Origin of the sequence: Mycobacterium sp. SA01 (genome assembly GCF_041287105.1) — a bacterium.
Classification (GTDB): domain Bacteria; phylum Actinomycetota; class Actinomycetes; order Mycobacteriales; family Mycobacteriaceae; genus Mycobacterium.
Genome location: NZ_JBGGNO010000008.1, coordinates 1 through 16,945, shown reverse-complemented (window position 1 = coordinate 16,945; position 16,945 = coordinate 1). Strand labels below are relative to the sequence as shown.

At 66.3% G+C, this 16,945-nt stretch carries 19 protein-coding genes; 10 read left to right on the top strand and 9 right to left on the bottom strand.

The window, feature by feature from the left end; genetic code table 11:
• The first annotated feature begins 14 nt into the window (after positions 1 to 14).
• Complete coding sequence (locus tag AB4879_RS01070; protein WP_370506063.1) at positions 15 to 710, top strand: haloacid dehalogenase type II; 696 nt, start codon at positions 15 to 17, stop codon at positions 708 to 710.
• 15 nt (positions 711 to 725) lie between these two features.
• Here the strand turns inward: AB4879_RS01070 and pntB are convergent, their stop codons facing one another.
• Positions 726 to 2,147 carry a Re/Si-specific NAD(P)(+) transhydrogenase subunit beta gene (gene pntB / locus AB4879_RS01065; protein ID WP_370506062.1) on the bottom strand — a complete coding sequence of 474 codons (1,422 nt, stop codon included), beginning with the start codon at positions 2,145 to 2,147 and terminating at the stop codon, positions 726 to 728.
• 2 nt (positions 2,148 to 2,149) lie between these two features.
• The gene (locus AB4879_RS01060; RefSeq protein WP_370506061.1) at positions 2,150 to 3,682 is read right to left on the bottom strand and encodes a Re/Si-specific NAD(P)(+) transhydrogenase subunit alpha; all 1,533 of its coding nucleotides are present in this window, start codon (positions 3,680 to 3,682) and stop codon (positions 2,150 to 2,152) included.
• Positions 3,683 to 4,031: 349 nt separating this feature from the next.
• Here AB4879_RS01060 and AB4879_RS01055 point away from each other — a divergent pair, with 349 nt between their 5' ends.
• Complete coding sequence (locus AB4879_RS01055) at positions 4,032 to 4,517, top strand: DUF456 domain-containing protein (RefSeq protein ID WP_370506060.1); 486 nt, start codon at positions 4,032 to 4,034, stop codon at positions 4,515 to 4,517.
• Here AB4879_RS01055 and AB4879_RS01050 read toward each other — a convergent pair.
• The 3 genes from AB4879_RS01050 to AB4879_RS01040 form a co-directional block, all read right to left on the bottom strand.
• On the bottom strand, positions 4,506 to 5,300 hold the full coding sequence (locus AB4879_RS01050) for a tyrosine-protein phosphatase (protein WP_370506058.1): 795 nt from the start codon (positions 5,298 to 5,300) through the stop codon (positions 4,506 to 4,508). The two genes, AB4879_RS01055 and AB4879_RS01050, sit on opposite strands and share 12 nt — an antisense overlap.
• A complete protein-coding gene (locus tag AB4879_RS01045; protein WP_370506138.1) occupies positions 5,297 to 6,514 on the bottom strand; it encodes an acyl-CoA dehydrogenase family protein in 1,218 nt (405 codons plus the stop codon). Before AB4879_RS01045 ends, AB4879_RS01050 begins: the two co-directional genes overlap by 4 nt.
• A gap of 200 nt (positions 6,515 to 6,714) precedes the next feature.
• On the bottom strand, positions 6,715 to 6,882 hold the full coding sequence (locus AB4879_RS01040; RefSeq protein WP_157838252.1) for a hypothetical protein: 168 nt from the start codon (positions 6,880 to 6,882) through the stop codon (positions 6,715 to 6,717).
• A 148-nt stretch (positions 6,883 to 7,030) separates the two neighbouring features.
• Here AB4879_RS01040 and AB4879_RS01035 point away from each other — a divergent pair, with 148 nt between their 5' ends.
• Together AB4879_RS01035 and AB4879_RS01030 are read left to right on the top strand one after the other, a co-directional pair.
• On the top strand, positions 7,031 to 7,675 hold the full coding sequence (locus AB4879_RS01035) for a response regulator (protein WP_370506057.1): 645 nt from the start codon (positions 7,031 to 7,033) through the stop codon (positions 7,673 to 7,675).
• Positions 7,668 to 8,879, top strand: coding sequence for a sensor histidine kinase (locus tag AB4879_RS01030; RefSeq protein ID WP_370506056.1), 1,212 nt, complete (start codon positions 7,668 to 7,670; stop codon positions 8,877 to 8,879). Before AB4879_RS01035 ends, AB4879_RS01030 begins: the two co-directional genes overlap by 8 nt.
• Before the next feature lie 28 nt (positions 8,880 to 8,907).
• Here the strand turns inward: AB4879_RS01030 and AB4879_RS01025 are convergent, their stop codons facing one another.
• From AB4879_RS01025 to AB4879_RS01015, 3 genes are read right to left on the bottom strand one after another with little or no spacing between them, the layout of a single operon-like run.
• Positions 8,908 to 9,378, bottom strand: coding sequence for an acyl-CoA thioesterase (locus AB4879_RS01025; RefSeq protein WP_370506055.1), 471 nt, complete (start codon positions 9,376 to 9,378; stop codon positions 8,908 to 8,910).
• Entirely contained in the window at positions 9,375 to 10,523 is a 1,149-nt protein-coding gene (locus AB4879_RS01020) for a low temperature requirement protein A (RefSeq protein ID WP_199189953.1), read from the bottom strand. The genes AB4879_RS01025 and AB4879_RS01020 overlap by 4 nt, the downstream gene beginning before the upstream one ends.
• A gap of 19 nt (positions 10,524 to 10,542) precedes the next feature.
• Positions 10,543 to 10,653: a hypothetical protein gene (locus AB4879_RS01015; RefSeq protein WP_005142555.1), complete on the bottom strand. Its 111-nt coding sequence runs from the start codon at positions 10,651 to 10,653 to the stop codon at positions 10,543 to 10,545.
• Between the two features lie 162 nt (positions 10,654 to 10,815).
• Here AB4879_RS01015 and AB4879_RS01010 point away from each other — a divergent pair, with 162 nt between their 5' ends.
• Together AB4879_RS01010 and AB4879_RS01005 are read left to right on the top strand one after the other, a co-directional pair.
• Complete coding sequence (locus AB4879_RS01010; protein ID WP_102808507.1) at positions 10,816 to 11,475, top strand: TetR/AcrR family transcriptional regulator; 660 nt, start codon at positions 10,816 to 10,818, stop codon at positions 11,473 to 11,475.
• 18 nt (positions 11,476 to 11,493) lie between these two features.
• Entirely contained in the window at positions 11,494 to 11,937 is a 444-nt protein-coding gene (locus tag AB4879_RS01005; protein ID WP_036342588.1) for an SRPBCC family protein, read from the top strand.
• Positions 11,938 to 11,949: 12 nt separating this feature from the next.
• Here the strand turns inward: AB4879_RS01005 and AB4879_RS01000 are convergent, their stop codons facing one another.
• Entirely contained in the window at positions 11,950 to 12,642 is a 693-nt protein-coding gene (locus AB4879_RS01000) for a GntR family transcriptional regulator (RefSeq protein WP_370506054.1), read from the bottom strand.
• 171 nt (positions 12,643 to 12,813) lie between these two features.
• Here AB4879_RS01000 and fadD5 point away from each other — a divergent pair, with 171 nt between their 5' ends.
• The 4 genes from fadD5 to AB4879_RS00980 all read left to right on the top strand — a co-directional run.
• The gene (gene fadD5, locus AB4879_RS00995; RefSeq protein ID WP_370506053.1) at positions 12,814 to 14,439 is read left to right on the top strand and encodes a fatty-acid--CoA ligase FadD5; all 1,626 of its coding nucleotides are present in this window, start codon (positions 12,814 to 12,816) and stop codon (positions 14,437 to 14,439) included.
• A gap of 230 nt (positions 14,440 to 14,669) precedes the next feature.
• On the top strand, positions 14,670 to 15,470 hold the full coding sequence (locus AB4879_RS00990; RefSeq protein ID WP_102808529.1) for an ABC transporter permease: 801 nt from the start codon (positions 14,670 to 14,672) through the stop codon (positions 15,468 to 15,470).
• A gap of 1 nt (position 15,471) precedes the next feature.
• Entirely contained in the window at positions 15,472 to 16,341 is an 870-nt protein-coding gene (locus AB4879_RS00985) for an ABC transporter permease (RefSeq protein WP_102808511.1), read from the top strand.
• Between the two features lie 3 nt (positions 16,342 to 16,344).
• A partial coding sequence (locus AB4879_RS00980) for an MCE family protein (RefSeq protein ID WP_370506052.1) occupies positions 16,345 to 16,945 on the top strand: 601 nt, incomplete at its 3' end.

Below are 16,945 nucleotides of genomic sequence, written 5' to 3'. Positions count from 1 at the left end.
ACGCAGGTGCATCCATGATCCGCGTGCTGGCCTTCGACGTGTTCGGCACGGTCGTCGACTGGCGTTCCAGCATCATCGGCGAACTCGAACAGTTCGGTGAATCTCAAGGTCTGCAACGGGATTGGGCCAAGTTCGCCGACCGCTGGCGGGCCGGCTACGTTCCCGCGATGGATCTGGTTCGCCGTGGCGAGCTGCCGTGGACCCGATTGGACGATCTGCACCGCAGGATCCTCGACGAGTTGCTCCGCGACGACGACATCCAGGCCGACGAGGAAGACATCGACCACCTCAACCGCGCGTGGCATCGGTTGGCTCCGTGGCCGGACGCCGTGGAAGGCCTACACCGGCTCAAGGAACGCTTCATCATCACCACGCTGTCGAACGGCAACGTCTCGCTACTGACCGACATGGCCAAACATGCTGGCCTGCCGTGGGATTGCGTGCTGTCGGCCGAAATCTTCGGTCACTACAAGCCTGACCGCGAGGCCTACCTGGGCTGCGCGCAGATCCTGGATGCGGCGCCCGAGGAGGCCATGCTGGTGGCCGCCCATCCCAGTGACCTGCGCGCCGCCCGCGATGCCGGACTGCGGACCGCCTACGTCGACCGGCCGCTGGAATGGGGACAACCGGGGCGCTATCGGGTTCCGTTCGAGCCCGACGAATTCGATGTCACCGCAACGGACCTCGTAGACCTGGCCGGCAAGCTCTAGGTTCGACGCCCGGAATTACAGCGCGGCATTGATGTCGTCGACCCTGTCGCGCGCATCGCCGAACAGCATCTGGGTGTTCTCGCGGAAGAACAGCGGATTCTGCACACCGGCGTACCCGGAGGCCATGGACCGTTTGAACACGATGACGTGCTCGGCGTTCCAGACCGTCAGCACCGGCATACCGGCGATCGGGCTGCTCGGATCTTCCGACGCCGCCGGGTTCACGGTGTCGTTGGCACCGATCACCAACACCACCGAGGTGCCCTCGAAATCGTCGTTGATCTCGTCCATTTCGAGCACGATGTCGTAGGGCACCTTGGCCTCTGCCAGCAGCACGTTCATGTGTCCGGGCAGGCGGCCCGCGACGGGGTGAATACCGAATCGCACGGTGACACCACGCTCGCGTAGCTTGCGAGTCAGTTCGGCTACGCCGTACTGGGCCTGGGCCACCGCCATCCCGTAGCCCGGGGTGATGATCACCGAACTGGCCGACGACAAGAGTTCGGCGGCTCCCTCGGCGGTGATCTCGCGGTGTTCGCCGTAGTCCTTGTCCTCGGCCGGCCCTGCTTCGATACCGAATCCTCCAGCGATGACCGAGATGAACGAGCGGTTCATGGCTTTGCACATGATGTAGGACAGGTAGGCACCCGAAGATCCGACCAGCGCGCCGGTGACGATCAACAGGTCGTTGGACAGCAGGAAGCCCGAAGCTGCTGCAGCCCAACCGGAATAGCTGTTGAGCATCGACACCACGACGGGCATGTCGCCGCCGCCGATCGAGGCGACCAGGTGCCAGCCCAGCAGCAGCGCCAACACCGTGACGACGACGAGCAGCCACAGCTGCGGCTCGATGACGAACCAGACGGTGAAGGCAAAGAACAGCACCAGGGCACCGACATTGAGAAAGTTCTTGCCGGGCAACATCAGTGGCGCTGATTTGATTCGCGCCGACAGTTTCAGGTTGGCGACGATCGATCCGGTGAAGGTCACGGCGCCGATGAACACGCCGATGAACACCTCGGCGGAGTGAATGCCGAGCATGCCCTCGTTGCTCAGCACTGCGGCCTCGGCGCCGGCCAGATCGTGTTCGACGTGCAGGTAGCCGTTCCAGCCGACCAACACCGCCGCCAGGCCGACGAAGCTGTGCAGCAGGGCGATCAGCTCGGGCATACCGGTCATCTCGACGACGCGGGCACGCCACAACCCGATCGCGGCACCGATGGCCATGGCTGCGATCAGCAGGCCCAGTCCCAACGGCTCGATATGGCGGGCCAGCGCCAGCGCGATGGTGGCGACCAGCGCGACAACCATGCCGGCCATGCCGAATGTGTTTCCGGCCCGCGATGTTTCGTGCTTGGACAGCCCGGCCAGCGCCAGGATGAACAGCAGGGCAGCGACGATGTAGGCCGCCGTGGCGGCCGTTTCCAATGTGAACAACTCTAGCTCCTCGAGAACATCGCGAGCATGCGACGCGTCACCGCGAAGCCACCGAAGATGTTGATACTGGCAAGCAGGATGGCGACGGCGGCCAATGTGGTGACGATGATGTCACCGTGGCCGATCTGGAGCAGCGCGCCGACGACGATGATGCCCGAGATGGCGTTTGTCACGGACATCAACGGGGTGTGTAGGGCGTGGTGCACGTGACCGATGACGTAGTAGCCGATCACGATCGCCAATGCGAAGACCGTCAGGTGGACCTGCAGTGCGGCCGGGGACAACGCGATCAGTAGGAACAGCACGGCGGCGGCGCCGAAGGTGATGCCGAGCCGCCGGCCCATCGTCATCGGTTGTTTGGTCTGCTGCACGGCCGGGGCGGCTGTCGCGGCAGGCGCCGGGGCGGCAGATACCTGTACCGGTGGCGGTGGCCACGTCGTTTCGCCGTCGCGGACCACGGTGACCGACCGTTGCACGACGTCGTCGAAATCGAGGACGAGCGTGCCGTCTTTGTCCGGGGTCAGCAGTTTGAGGAGGTTGACCAGGTTGGTGCCGTAGAGCTGCGATGCCTGGGTGGGCAACCGGCCGGCCAGGTCGGTGTAGCCGATGATGGTCACGCCGTTGTCGGTCAGGACGGCCTGGTCCTTGACGGTGCCCTCGACGTTGCCGCCGTTGGCTGCGGCCATATCGACGATCACACTGCCCGATTTCATCGAGGCGACCATGTCGGCGGTGATGATGCGCGGTGCGGGCCGCCCGGGAATCAGCGCCGTCGTGATGATGATGTCGACATCCTCGGACTGCTCGGCGTAGAGCTGCGCCTCGCGGGCCTTGTAATCGTCACCCATCTCCTTGGCGTACCCGGTGGCCGATACCTCGGCCTCGGGGGATTCGATTGAAAGGTATTCTCCACCAAGGGATTTGACCTGATCGGCGACCTCGGGGCGCGGGTCGGTGGCGCGCACAATGGCGCCGAGGCTGCCCGCGGCGCCGATCGCTGCCAGGCCGGCCACACCCGCGCCGACGACCAACACCTTGGCCGGCGGGACCTTGCCCGCCGCGGTCACCTGGCCGGTGAAGAATCGGCCAAACGAATGTGCTGCCTCGACGACGGCGCGGTAGCCCGCGATATTGGCCATCGACGACAGGACGTCCAGAGATTGGGCTCGCGAGATCCGCGGCACGGCGTCCATCGCCAGCACTGTGATGGGACGGCGGGACAGTTCCTCGACGAGCTCGGGTTTCAGCGCGGGGGAGATCAGGCTGATCAGCGTGGCGCCGTCGCGCAGTGCGGCGATCTCTGCACTGGTGGGCGCATTGACCTTGAGGACGATCTCGGTGGCCAGCGCTTCCGCGGCCGTCCCGATACTCGCACCGGCCTCGACGAATGCCTCGTCGGAGAAGCTCGCCGCGACACCCGCACCGGACTCCACCAGTACCTCGTACCCGAGCTTGATGAGTTGTCCGACCGTCTGTGGTGTGGCGGCGACACGTGTTTCCCCAGGCAGAGACTCACGTGGAATCCCGATGATCATCAGTGCGATCCGATCTGTTGGTCATGCGGAGGCGGGGTGGAAGATGCCAGTGTATGGAATGGCAGGGTTCACCCGCGAACTCCGTACCCCGAGCGCGGGTGGCGGTGCCCGGAGATCCCGAATCGGAATTTCGAGGGGGTTCGCTCATCAGGTAATGGACACCTGTCTATTTTACTTCGGCGAATGCAGATTTCTGCCGGTAGGACCGATGAACTGCAACGTTGGGGTATGCCTGAGCGGCAATGGTCCAGCGTGACTCTCCCGCCGCGAGGATCAGCCCAGTGACTGGCAGACCTGTAATAGACAGGTGTCCAGTTGAATCCCGAGATGGTGTCCTAGGCTCGGGCGGGTGAGCACCGGCGGCGTCGTTCTGGTGGCGTTGGCCATCGCCATCGGGCTGGTCGGCGTCATCGTGCCGCTGCTGCCGGGCACCCTGCTGGTCTACGCGGCTATCGCGGTGTGGGCCACCGTCGAGCACAGTCTGGTGTCCTGGCTGGTGCTCGGGGTGGTCACCGTGGTGCTCGGCGCGAGCCTGTTGATCAAGTACCTGTGGCCCGCCCGGCGGATGCGTGCCGGCGAGGTCGGCAGATGGACGCTGGCCGCCGGTGCGGTACTGGGCGTCATCGGCTTCTTCGTGGTGCCGGTGATCGGCCTGCTGTTCGGGTTCGTGCTCGGTGTGTACCTCGCCGAACTGGCAGCCAGGCGCGATCAGCGGCGTGCCTGGGCGGCAACGGTCCTTGCGCTGAAGGCCGCTGCGCTCTCGGTCGGTGTCGAGCTGACCGGCGGGCTGATCGCCACCGCGGTGTGGGTGGCCGGTCTGCTGCTAACCCAGTAGTTCTTTGCGCGTGCGCGCGACGTCCTCTTCGGACACCCCGGCAGTGCGCAGGAAGCCATCCAGGCCGCCGTAGTTCTCGGCGATCACCTGATGCGCGGTGGCCAGGTAGCCCTCCCGCACACCGAGCACCCCGTTGGTCAGCCGCGCCTCGGCGAACGTGGTGATCTCCGGTGTCTCGCCGGCCCGGTCGACGATCGACTCCATGATCCGCTCACGCAGCGACTCGACGGCGTCGTTGCTGCGCAGGAAGTCGGCGAGCACCGCGTCGCGCGGCACGCCGATGGACTCCAACACGACTGCGACGGTGAAGCCGGTGCGGTCCTTGCCCGCGAAGCAGTGCGTGATGACCGGGCGTCCCGCACTCAACAACGAAAACACTTGGCGCACTGCGCGTTGCGCACCGGCAAGGACTGGGAACTTCTCGTATTCGCCGGTCATGAAGCGTTCGGCGGCGTCTTCGACGTTCTCGTCGTCGACCTTCTCGGTCATCATCTTCTGCCAGCTGGTCTCGTGCGGCGCCTCGGCTGTCGTGTTGGACAGGTCCGGGAACGGCAGCAGATGGATGGCGACGCCGTCGGGCACCGCACCGGAGCCGCGGCGCTCCAACTCCTGCGGTGAGCGCAGGTCGGCGACATCGGTGATACCCAGGCGGCGGAAGGCCTCCCGGCCGTCGTCGTCGAGCCGGCTGAGCTCACTGGACCGGAAGAACTTGCCCGGCCGGATTCCTGTGGTGTCGGCGATATCGCGAAAGTTCCACGCACCCGACAGTGCAGTATGGCTCACGCGCCGGTCACCGCCGCCGCGAAAGCACTTGGCTCGGCGCCGATCTCGGCGCGGGCGATGCTGCGCATGTGAACCTCGTCGGGTCCGTCGAAGATCCGCATGGCCCGCTGCCAGCCGTACATCCGGGCCAGCGGGAAGTCATCGCTGACCCCGCCGCCACCGTGCACCTGAATGGCGCGGTCGATGACGTTGCAGGCCATCTGCGGCGCGACGGCCTTGATCTGGGCGACCAGATTGCGGGCCTCTTTGTTGCCGTGCTGGTCGATGGTCCAGGCGGCCTTCTGGCAGAGCAGCCGGGCCTGGTCGATCTCGTTGCGGGACAAGGCGATCTGCTGCTGCACCACACCCTGATCGGCCAGCGGCTTGCCGAACGCGATGCGGGTCCGGGCGCGATGGGTCATCAGCGCGAGCGCACGCTCGGCGACGCCGATCGCACGCATGCAGTGATGGATCCGGCCCGGGCCCAACCGCGCCTGCGCGATCGCGAAGCCCATGCCCTCCTCGGCCAGCAGATTCGATGCCGGCACCCGCACGTTGTCGTAGATCACCTCGGCGTGGCCGTGCTGGTCCTGCCAGCCGAACACCGACGTCGAGCGCAGGATCTGCACGCCGGGGGTATCGGTGGGCACCAGGATCATCGACTGCTGCTGATGCGAGGCGGCGTCCGGGTTGGTGCGGCCCATCACGATCAGCACCTTGCAGCGCGGGTCATTGGCGCCTGAGGTCCACCACTTGCGGCCGTTGATGATGTAGTCGTCCCCGTCGCGGACCATCTGGGTCTGGATGTTTCGGGCATCGCTGGATGCCACCGCGGGTTCGGTCATCGAGAAGGCGCTGCGGATCTCGCCGGCCAGCAGCGGCTCCAGCCACGTCTTGCGCTGCTCTTCGGTGGCGAACAGGTGCAGCGTCTCCATGTTGCCGGTGTCGGGCGCCGCGCAGTTGATCGCCTCGGGCGCGATCTCGGTGCTCCAGCCGGTCAACTCGGCCAGCGGCGCGTACTCCAGGTTGGTCAGCCCCGACTCGGGCGGCAGGAACAGGTTCCACAACCCCTGCTTGCGGGCCAGTACCTTCAGTTCCTCGACCACCGGCGGCACGGTGAAGTCACCGGGGCCCGCGGCCTCGCGGTACTCGTCGTAGACCTTCTCGGCCGGGAAGACATGTTCGACCATGAACTCGGTGAGGCGTTTGTGGTAGTCAGCACCCTTGGCAGACATGGCGAAATCCATGACCGTCACGATATGACACCCGTCTAAACAACAACGAGGCCCTCCCTTATGACCATAGGGAGGGCCTCGTTGTCATGTGGAGTAAGAGGGTTAGCGACCAATAAACCTCCGGTATCTCGCGGACGGGTGACGGGAAGTGCCCAACTGACCTCCTCGCTTTCGCGCAGTTTCGCGGCTGCTGAGTGGAGTTAGAGGTGGATGTCGACCAGTCCGGCCGAGGAGGCCGAGGCGAGGCTCAGGCCCATGGTGTCGGTCGCTGCGGGGGTGTCGACGATCAAGGTGCCGGCCAGAACGCCCACCGCGAGCGTGGGACCCGCCAGGGCGGTGGTGAAGCGACGAGTGAATGTGCGGTCCATGTCCGTCTCCTTGCTTCTGCGGCCGATGGTTTTCGGCGATGAATCGACTATCCCGCGCAGGTCGGGAGCTGTCTGTCCGCTGATAGGCCCCTGCGAGGGATGAAGTGTTTGTCCCCCGATCGGTGGACCCCTGTGGGAAGCTCCTGGCATGCCCGATAACCGAAAGGTGCGCGTCGTCGTCGGCGATGACCACCCGCTGTTCCGTGACGGACTGGTTCGGGCGTTGTCGGGCAGCGGTGAGGTCGAGGTGGTCGCCGAGGCCGAGGACGGCTCGTCGGCGCTGGCGGCGATCAAGGAACACCAGCCCGACGTGGCGCTGCTCGACTACCGGATGCCCGGAATGGACGGCGCCGAGGTGGCGGCCGCCGTGCGCCGCGACGAACTGCCGACCCGGGTGCTGCTGGTCTCCGCACACGACGACGCCGAAATCGTTTATCACGCGCTGCAACAGGGGGCGGCCGGCTACCTGCCGAAGGACTCCAGCCGATCCGAGATCGTCAACGCGGTGCTGGACTGCGCGAAGGGTCGCGACGTTCTGGCGCCCCGGCTGGCATCTGGTCTGGCCGTCGAGATCCGGCGCCGTGCCGAGCCGTCCGGGCCGTCGCTGAGCTCGCGGGAACGCGAGGTGCTGGGCATGATCGCCGGCGGACGCAGTATCCCGGCGATCGCCGAGGAGTTGTTCCTGGCGCCGTCGACGGTGAAGACCCATGTGCAGCGGCTGTACGAGAAGTTGGGTGTGGGGGACCGGGCGGCGGCGGTCGCCGAGGCGATGCGGCGGGGGCTGCTTGAGTAATCTGCCGGCCCCGCTGAGCCGCGCGGCCGATTTCCTGGGTACCGAGCCGGTCCGGGTCGCGGCTGTCCTACGACTGCCGCTGATCGTGCTGATCGGGCTGTTGGTGTGGATCGAAGGCGTCGACCACTGGCTGCCCGCCGTGTACTGGTCGGTGCTGATCGTCTACACCGGCACCGCCGCGGTATGGCTGACCGTCGTGCTCCGCAGGCCGTTGCAGTGGTGGTTCGGCTGGGCGTCGACGGCCATCGACGTGGTCGCGGTGCTGGCCATGTGCGTCGCCTCCGGGGGCGCGACGAGCTGGCTGCTGCCGATCTTCTTCCTGATCCCGATCACCGTCGCGTTCCTGGACCGCCCGGAGATCACCGCGCTGATCGGTGCCGGCACGGCGGTCGGGTACCTGGTGGCCTGGATCATCTACTCCAAGCGCGACGACACCATGGGTCTGCCCAACGTCGTCTACGTCCAGGTCGGTTGCCTGGCCTGGCTGGCGCTGGCCACCACCGCGCTGTGCCTGGTGCTGGCCCGCCGCCGGGCCCGGGTGCGTTCGCTTCTCGAGGTGCGGCGCCGGCTGGTCTCGGAGTCGATGCAGGCCGACGAGCGCAACAACCGGCAACTGTCCGAACAACTCCACGACGGGCCGCTGCAGAACCTGCTCGCCGCTCGGCTGGATCTGGAGGACCTGCGCGAGCAACCCTCCGCCATCGGGTTCGAGCGGGTCGACACCGCGCTGCAGGACGCCATCAACATGCTGCGCAGCGCGGTCTCGACGCTGCATCCCCAGGTGCTGGCCCAGGTCGGACTGGGCGCGGCGCTGCGCGAGCTGGTCGGCCAGTACGAGCGGCGCTGGAACGTCACCATCGACTGCGCGGTGGAAGAAGTGGGCAAGCCGGCGGCCCAAGCCCTGCTCTACCGTGCCGCGCGCGAGCTATTAGCTAACGCGCACAAGCACTCTCGGGCGACCCGGCTGCGGGTGGAGCTGGATCACGAGGCCGGTTCGCTGGTGCTGCGCGTGGTCGACAATGGCGTCGGCTTCGACCCGGCTGTTCTGAACGAGAAGGTCGCCGAGGGGCACATCGGACTGTCGTCGCTGGTGGTCGGTGTCGAAGCGATGGGCGGATCGGTGCAGCTGATCGAGACTCCCGGAGGGGGTACGACGGTCATCGTGACGGTGCCCGACGGCGATGTTCCTGCTGCGCGAGAGTGACAGTCGTTGAAGGCTCAGCTGACGAGGCCTACGCCTGCGGCGATTTGAGCCGCACGGTTTCCAGCGCCGCCAGCGCGTCGTCGGGAATCGGAACCGGTCCGTCGTCGCCGAGCAGCACCAGCACGGTGTCACACACCCCGACACAACGGCCGTCGACGAACAATCCGGTCGACGCCACGAACGAGGTGCGCCCGACCCGCCCGACCCCAGCGCCGGTCTCGATGGTGCCCGGCCAGTGCGCCTCGGCGAGGAAGTGCACCGCGTTCTGTGAGGTGACCAGGCGCAGCCGCCGGGTGGTCACGTCGTAGATGTCGGGAAACAGGCTGCGGTTCATGGTCGCCCGGGCGTTCTCGTGCATCGCTTCCAGAGCCAGGTTGTTGAGGTGGGCGTTGGAATCCATGTCGCCGTAGCGCGCCTCGACGGTGCCGGTCACGGGGTAGGAGTCCAGCCGCAGCCGCATCTCGTGCGGACGGGCCGCGGTCGTTGTCCAGTCGCTCACAAGTGCGCAAGCTTATCGGCCGCGTGCCGCCAGCTGACCAGCGCCGCCGCCGCGACCATGATCAGGGCCGCGGCGATCGTGGGCTCGGGCAGCAGCGCCGCGGCCAGCATCGCGGCGGTCAGCAGCACGACGCCGACGGACTGGACGACGTCGCGGCGTCCTGCGTCGAGCACCAGCCACGTCGTCAGCAGGAACACCGCCAGCGGGACTGTCAACGTCAGCCCGGCGACCGTGTGTGGCAAGTGGCCTTCGCCGAGATGTTCGGCGACGATGACCTCCACCCCGGCCGAGAAGGCCGCTGCCGAGGCGAAGATGAAGTAGTGCAGGTAGCCCCAGTAGAACGAGCGGCGCCTGGTCAGGGTCTGGTGGTGCTGCGGACGGTCGAAATATATCCACCACATCGAGGCCACGATCGCCAGTGAGCAGACCGCGACCCCGATCAGTCCGACGCGGGCGTCGTCGTTCGACAGTCCGCCGATAATCGAATTGGCCGCCGCCAGAATCGATTCGCCGAGAACGATCAGCGTGAACAGGCCGTACCGCTCGGCGATGTGATGGTGGTGGTAGGCCGTCGCCCGGTACCGCTCGGCGATCAGCGCCACCGACAGGTCGGCCACCGCCAGCAGCGGGAACAACCAGACCGGGCCGTGCAGGAACCACCAGGACACCCACAGCACTTGCGCGACGACGATGCCGATCGCGTACCGCACGCAGGTGCCGCGGTAGTGCGGATCGCTGATCGCCGCCCGGATCCATTGCGCTGCGCTGGCCACCCGCATGATCACGTACCCGGCGACGATGGCGCCGAAGTCGTTGGACAGCATCGCGCTCTGCGCGCCTGCGGCGATCACCAGGGCGCCGGCCATCTGTACGAAGACGGTCAGCCGGTAGAGCCAGTCGTCGGTGTCGTAGGCACTGGCGAACCAGGTGAAGTTCATCCAGGCGTTGAAGATCGCGAAGAACACCATCGCATAGGCCGCTACACCTGAGGCGAAGTGCTGTTCCTCCCAAAGATGGTGCAGCGCACCGGAAGACTGAGATACGGCGACCACGAAAACGAGGTCGAAGAGAAGCTCCAGGGAGCTGGCCGCGCGGTGCGGTTCATCGGGGTCGCGGGCGAGCATCGCCCGCAGGCCGGCCGGCAAAGGTACGGTTCAGCGGCGATTAAACCGGCGGATAGGCGGGCGGCGGGTAGACGCCGCGCAGCGCCCAGGGCAGCCAGCTGAAGAAGTACTCGACCTCGTCGCTCGCGTCATAGTCCGGATTCGGATCCATCCCTCGCACCTCCTGAGCGTCACCGCAATAGAACCGGAGTCTAGTCCGCGGGCCCCAACCGCGACACCGGTCATTAAACTATCCAACCAGTTGATAGAGAGCCGGCGTTGTCGGCGGACAAAATGACACCGTGCCGGCCGGCACAGGACAAGCGAGGACATCATGGCATCCGAGAACGGGATGACCCGGCGCGAAGAGCTGCTGGCCGTCGCCACCAAGCTCTTCGCCGCCCGCGGCTATCACGGAACCAGGATGGATGACGTCGCCGATGTCGTCGGCCTGAACAAGGCGACGGTCTACCACTATTACGCCAGTAAGTCGCTGATCCTGTTCGACATCTACCGCCGTGCTGCCGAGAACACCTTGCAAGCCGTGCACGACGATCCGTCCTGGACCGCCCGCGAAGCGCTCTACCAATACACCGTGCGGCTGTTGACGAACATCGCCGAGAACCCCGAGGGCGCGGCGGTGTATTTCCAGGAGGCGCCCTACATCGCCGAGTGGTTCACCGAGGAGCAGGTCGCCGAGGTGCGGGAGAAGGAAACCCAGGTCTACGAGCACGTGCACGGCCTGATCGACCGCGGGATCGCCAGCGGTGAGTTCTTCGAGTGCGATACGCACGTGGTGGCGCTCGGCTACATCGGCATGACGCTGGGCGCCTACCGGTGGCTGCGACCGGACGGCCGGCGAACCGCCAAGGAGATCGCCGCCGAATTCAGTACCGCGTTGCTGCGCGGGCTGATTCGGGACGAAACGGTGCGGGTGGAATCCCCGCTGGGCATGCCCGATGTGGCCGGCGCGGCCAAGAAGGCACCCGCCTGAGGCCGATATGATCGGCCGATGCCGCTCGTCAGCAAGACCGTTGAAGTCAACGCCGATGCCGACACGATCCTCCGGATAGTCGCCGACTTCGAGACCTATCCGGAATGGAACCCCGAGGCCAAGGCCGTGTATGTCCTGGCCCGCTATGACGATGGCCGGCCCAGCCAGCTGCGGCTCGACATGGAGATCCAGGGCCAGTCGGGCACCTTCATCCAGGCGGTGTACTACCCGGGCGAAGGCCAGATCCAGACCGTGCTGCAGCAGGGCGAGGTGTTCACCAAGCAGGATCAGCTGTTCTCGGTGGTCGCGATGGGGCCGTCGAGCCTGCTGACCGTCGACCTCGAGGTCGAGGTGTCCCTGCCGGTGCCTGCCGTGATGGTCAAGAAGCTGATCAACGACGTGCTCGAGCACCTGGCCGACAACCTCAAGACCCGCGCCGAGCAGCTGTCCGCGAGCTCGTAGCCAGTCGATCGGCTAACGCCACATCCCGTTGCGCTCGAGCTGTTCCAGCAGCCGGTGCACGCCGTCGTTGAACTCCGTCGCGGACAGCTCTTCGAGGGTGGCCTTGTCGCGTCGCCGTAGCGCGTCGATCAGCCGGCGGTGGGTGTCCACCGCGGCCGCTCCCCAGGTCGGGTCGGTGACGTAGATCTGTGGCGGCATGTACCGCGCGGCGTGCAGCAGGAACCAGGCCAGTTTGATCCGGCCCGCCCCGCGGTTGAGCAGTCGGTGGAAGGCGAACTCGGCAGCACCCACGGTGGCCGGGTCGCCCTCGGCCACCGCTGCCTCCAACGCCTCGTTGGCGCGTTCGAGCTCGTCGATCTGCTCATCGGTCAGCCGGTCGGCGGCGCTGCTCACCAGTTCCTTGGCGATGGTGGCCTGCAACCAGTAGATGTCGGCGATGTCCTGGCGGCTCAGCGGCTGCACCACGTAGCCGCGCCGTGGCTCGAGTGCGACCATGCCCTCGCCGCGCAGCGTCAGCAGCGCCTCCCGCACCGGGGTGATGCTGACCTCGAGCCGAGCGGCGGTCTCGTCGAGCCGGATGAACGTCCCGGGCCGCAGGACGCCGGTCATGATCGCCTCGCGAAGGTGCGCGGCAACCTCGTCGGACAGTTGTGATCGACGGCTTCCGCGGCGGTTGCCGGCCCGTGTGGAAGCCGGTGCGTTCACGTGACCTCCGGGGACTTGTGTGGCGAGCGGCCAAGCAATAGTGTGACCCAAGCAACAACAGATTTGATCAAATATAACGATTTCTGCGTTCTCCAGCCACCGGGTTCACGCATCCTTTACGACATAGGGAACTGTCGCCATTCGGAACTGTTGAGAGGGCAACGAAGACCAGTGACCAGCCAGCTGACCACGACGACCGAGCAGCCGTATCTGGCGCGCCGGCAGAACTGGACCAACCAGCTGGCGCGTCATGCGCTCATGCAACCCGACGCCACCGCGTTGCGGTTCATGGGCCGCACGACGACCTGGGCCGAGTTCGACCACCGGGTCACCAAGCTGGCCGACGCGTTGAGCCGCCGCGGTGTCGGCTTCGGCGATCGGGTGATGATCCTGATGCTGAACCGCCCGGAGTTCGTCGAGGCGACGCTCGCCGCCACTCAGCTCGGGGCGATCGCTGTGCCGGTCAACTTCCGGCTGACACCGCCGGAGCTGGCGTTCCTGGTCCAGGACTGCGAAGCGGCCGTGCTGGTCACCGAAACGGTGCTCGCCGACGTCGCCAAGGCCGTGCGCGACCTTGCACCGGGGCTGTCCGCCGTGATCGTCGCCGGCGGCGCGACCGAGGACGGGGTGCTCGGTTACGAGGATCTGATCGTCGAAGAGGGCGAGCAGCACCAGCCGGTGGACATCCCCAACGACAGTCCGGCGCTGATCATGTACACCTCGGGCACCACCGGGCGGCCCAAGGGCGCGGTGCTGACCCACACCAATCTGGCCGGTCAGGCGATGACCGGCATGTACACCACCGGCCCCGACATCAACAGCGACGTCGGGTTCATCGGGGTTCCGCTGTTCCACATCGCCGGTATCGGCAACACCCTCGGCGGCCTGATGCTCGGCACGCCGACGGTCATCCACCCGCTGGGCGGATTCGACCCGGGCCAGCTGCTCGACGTGCTCGAGGCCGAGCGGGTCACCGGCATCTTCCTGGTGCCCGCCCAATGGCAGGCGGTCTGCGCGGCGCAGAAGGCCAAGCCGCGCGACATCCGGTTGCGGGCGCTGTCCTGGGGTGCGGCCCCGGCGTCGGACACCCTGCTGCGCGAGATGTCCGAGACGTTCCCGGACAGCAAGATTCTCGCCGCGTTCGGCCAGACCGAGATGTCTCCGGTGACGTGCATGCTCCTCGGCGACGACGCGATCCGGAAGCGCGGGTCGGTGGGCAAGGTCATCCCGACCGTCGCTGCGCGCATCGTCGACGAAGACATGAACGACGTCCCGGTGGGGGAGGTCGGCGAAATCGTCTATCGCGCACCAACTCTCATGGCCGGTTACTGGAACAACCCGCAGGCCACCGCCGAGGCGTTCGCGGGTGGCTGGTTCCACTCCGGCGACCTGGTCCGCGCCGACGCCGATGGCTACATCTGGGTGGTCGACCGCAAGAAGGACATGATCATCTCCGGCGGCGAGAACATCTACTGCGCCGAGGTCGAGAACGTACTGGCCGCCCACCCGGCGATCGTCGAGGTGGCGGTCATCGGCCGGGCCCACCCCAAATGGGGTGAGGTGCCGGTGGCGGTCGCCGCGATCAACGCCGCCGCGCTGCGGCTGGAAGAACTTGACGAATTTCTGACCGAACGCCTGGCACGCTACAAACACCCCAAGGGGCTTGAGATCGTCGACGCGTTGCCCCGCAACCCCGCGGGCAAGGTGCTGAAGACGGAATTGCGGATTCGGTTCAGCGCCAGTGCCGCAACGGATCCCGTCGATGAAACCGGTTCGGAGGCAGCCAATCCCGGCTGATGACCGAATGGCTAACGGATGCGACAAAAATCGAGTAGTGGGGATGGAGGGTCAATAGTGCAGATGCGGTGCACGGCCCGTGAGGCATCGGGTACATTCCTGTGGTCCGCCTTACTACTGAGTAGTAGGGAGACGACACTCACTCACCACGGGTCGGGGCAAGGAGGGTACGTGCCAGTCGGACTGCCGCCACGCGACGACCGACATGGTCCCGTCATGTGGGTGAACCGGTGACCGCCGCGACCACTGGCGTCGGCGGCTACCTCCAGGACAAGGCCCGTCCGGCCCTCACCGCCATCGGCGGCTTCTTCCGCATGTGCGTCCTCACCGCCAAGGCGACCACCAAATGGCCGTTCGAGTGGCGCGAGTTCATTCTTCAGGGCTGGTTCCAGTTCCGGGTGACCTTCCTGCCGACCATCGCCGTCGCGGTCCCCAACACCATCCTCATCATCTTCACGATCAACATCCTGCTGGTGGAGTTCGGCGCAGCCGACGTCTCCGGAGCCGGTGCGGCCCTGGCCGCGGTGACCCAGCTCGGCCCGATCGTGACCGTGCTGGTCGTCGCCGGCGCCGGGTCCACGGCCATCTGCGCCGACCTGGGCGCGCGCACCATTCGCGAAGAGATCGACGCCCTCGAGGTTCTCGGCATCGACCCGATCCACCGCCTCGTGCTGCCCCGGGTGGTTGCCGCGACGTTCGTCGCCGTGCTCCTCAACGGCGCGGTCATCACCGTCGGCCTGGTCGGCGGCTTCATCTTCGGCGTCTACATGCAGAACATCTCCGCAGGCGCCTACGTCTCCACGCTCACCCTGATCACCGGATTGCCGGAGGTCATCATCTCGATCGTCAAGGCGCTCACCTTCGGGCTCATCGCCGGCCTGGTCGGCTGCTACCGCGGCCTGACCGTCTCCGGCGGCGCCAAGGGCCTCGGCACCGCGGTGAACGAAACGCTCGTGCTCTCCGTGGTCGCTTTGTTCGCTGTGAACGTCGTCCTGACAACTATCGGTGTCAAGTTCGGAACGGGGCACTGAGATGAGTACTGCAGCAGTCCTTCGGTCCCGCTACCCCCGCGCGTACACCAGCGCCACCAAATGGGCATCGGCCCCCGGTCGCTTCATCGACCGGGTGGGCGACGTGGCCTGGTTCACCGTCACCGCCGTCGGCCAGATCCCGCACGCGCTGCGCTACTACCGCCGCGCCACCTTGCGGTTGATCGCCGAGATCGGGATGGGCACCGGCGCGATGGCCGTGATCGGCGGCACCATCGCGATCGTCGGTTTCGTGACGCTGTCCGGCGGCTCGCTGATCGCGATCCAGGGCTATGCGTCCCTGGGCAATATCGGTGTCGAGGCGTTCACCGGCTTCGTTGCGGCACTGGTGAACGTCCGTGTCGTCGCTCCGCTGGTCTCCGGGCACGCACTGGCCGCGACGGTCGGCGCCGGCGCCACCGCCGAGCTGGGCGCCATGCGCATCGCCGAGGAGATCGACGCTCTCGAAGTGATGGGCATCAAGTCCATCAGCTACCTGGTGTCGACGCGCATCCTCGCCGGCATGGTCGTGATCATTCCGCTGTATGCGATGGCGCTGCTGCTGTCGTTCCTGGCCGCGCAGCTCACGACGACGGTGTTCTACGGCCAGTCGACGGGCACCTACGACCACTACTTCCGGACGTTCCTGCGGCCCGACGACGTGTTCTGGTCGTTTGTCGTCGCCATCATCATCGCGATGTTCGTGATGATCAATCACTGCTACTTCGGCTACAACGCCAGCGGCGGTCCGGTCGGCGTCGGCGAGGCGGTCGGCATCTCGATGCGCGCATCGCTGGTCGCCGTCGCGACGGTGGTTCTCCTCGCCTCGTTGGCGCTCTACGGCACCAACCCGAACTTCAACCTCACGGTGTAGCGGATGACGACGCCGCTCAACTCATCCCGGCGCCCGCCGCTCAAGCTCGCGGGTGTGGTGTTCCTGCTGCTGGCCCTCGTGCTGGCCACGCTGGTGTACCTGCAATTCCGGGGCGACCTGACCCGCAAGACCACCCTGACGATGGTGTCCGATCGCGCCGGTCTGGTGATGGACCCGGGCTCGAAGGTCACCTACAACGGGGTCGAGATCGGCCGCGTCACCAAAGTCGCCTCGGTGAACCGCGACGGCAAGTCGGTGGCCGAGCTGACGCTCGAGGTTGTCCCGCACTACATCTCGCTGATCCCGGCCAACGTCGATGCCCAGATCAAAGCCAGCACCGTCTTCGGCAACAAGTACGTGTCGTTCACCAGCCCGAAAGATCCGGTGAAGGCCCGGATTTCGAGCAGCGACGTCATCAAGACCTCGGGGGTCACCACCGAGTTCAACACCTTGTTCGAGACGGTCACCTCGATTTCGGAGAAGGTGGATCCGGTCAAGCTGAACTTGACGCTCAGCGCGGCCGCCGAGGCGCTCAACGGCCTGGGCACCAAGTTCGGCCAGTCGATCGTCAACGGCAACGCGGTGCTCGACGACGTCAACCCGC

Bases quoted from the DNA above. Each gene is read 5' to 3' on its own strand.
- AB4879_RS01070 (WP_370506063.1), top strand. From the start codon at position 15: ATGATCCGCGTGCTGGCCTTCGACGTGTTCGGCACGGTCGTCGACTGG.
- AB4879_RS01060 (WP_370506061.1), bottom strand. From the start codon at position 3,682: ATGATCATCGGGATTCCACGTGAGTCTCTGCCTGGGGAAACACGTGTC.
- AB4879_RS01045 (WP_370506138.1), bottom strand. From the start codon at position 6,514: ATGTCTGCCAAGGGTGCTGACTACCACAAACGCCTCACCGAGTTCATG.
- AB4879_RS01040 (WP_157838252.1), bottom strand. From the start codon at position 6,882: ATGGACCGCACATTCACTCGTCGCTTCACCACCGCCCTGGCGGGTCCC.
- AB4879_RS01035 (WP_370506057.1), top strand. From the start codon at position 7,031: ATGCCCGATAACCGAAAGGTGCGCGTCGTCGTCGGCGATGACCACCCG.
- AB4879_RS01015 (WP_005142555.1), bottom strand. From the start codon at position 10,653: ATGGATCCGAATCCGGACTATGACGCGAGCGACGAGGTCGAGTACTTC.
- AB4879_RS01010 (WP_102808507.1), top strand. From the start codon at position 10,816: ATGGCATCCGAGAACGGGATGACCCGGCGCGAAGAGCTGCTGGCCGTC.
- AB4879_RS01005 (WP_036342588.1), top strand. From the start codon at position 11,494: ATGCCGCTCGTCAGCAAGACCGTTGAAGTCAACGCCGATGCCGACACG.
- AB4879_RS00985 (WP_102808511.1), top strand. From the start codon at position 15,472: ATGAGTACTGCAGCAGTCCTTCGGTCCCGCTACCCCCGCGCGTACACC.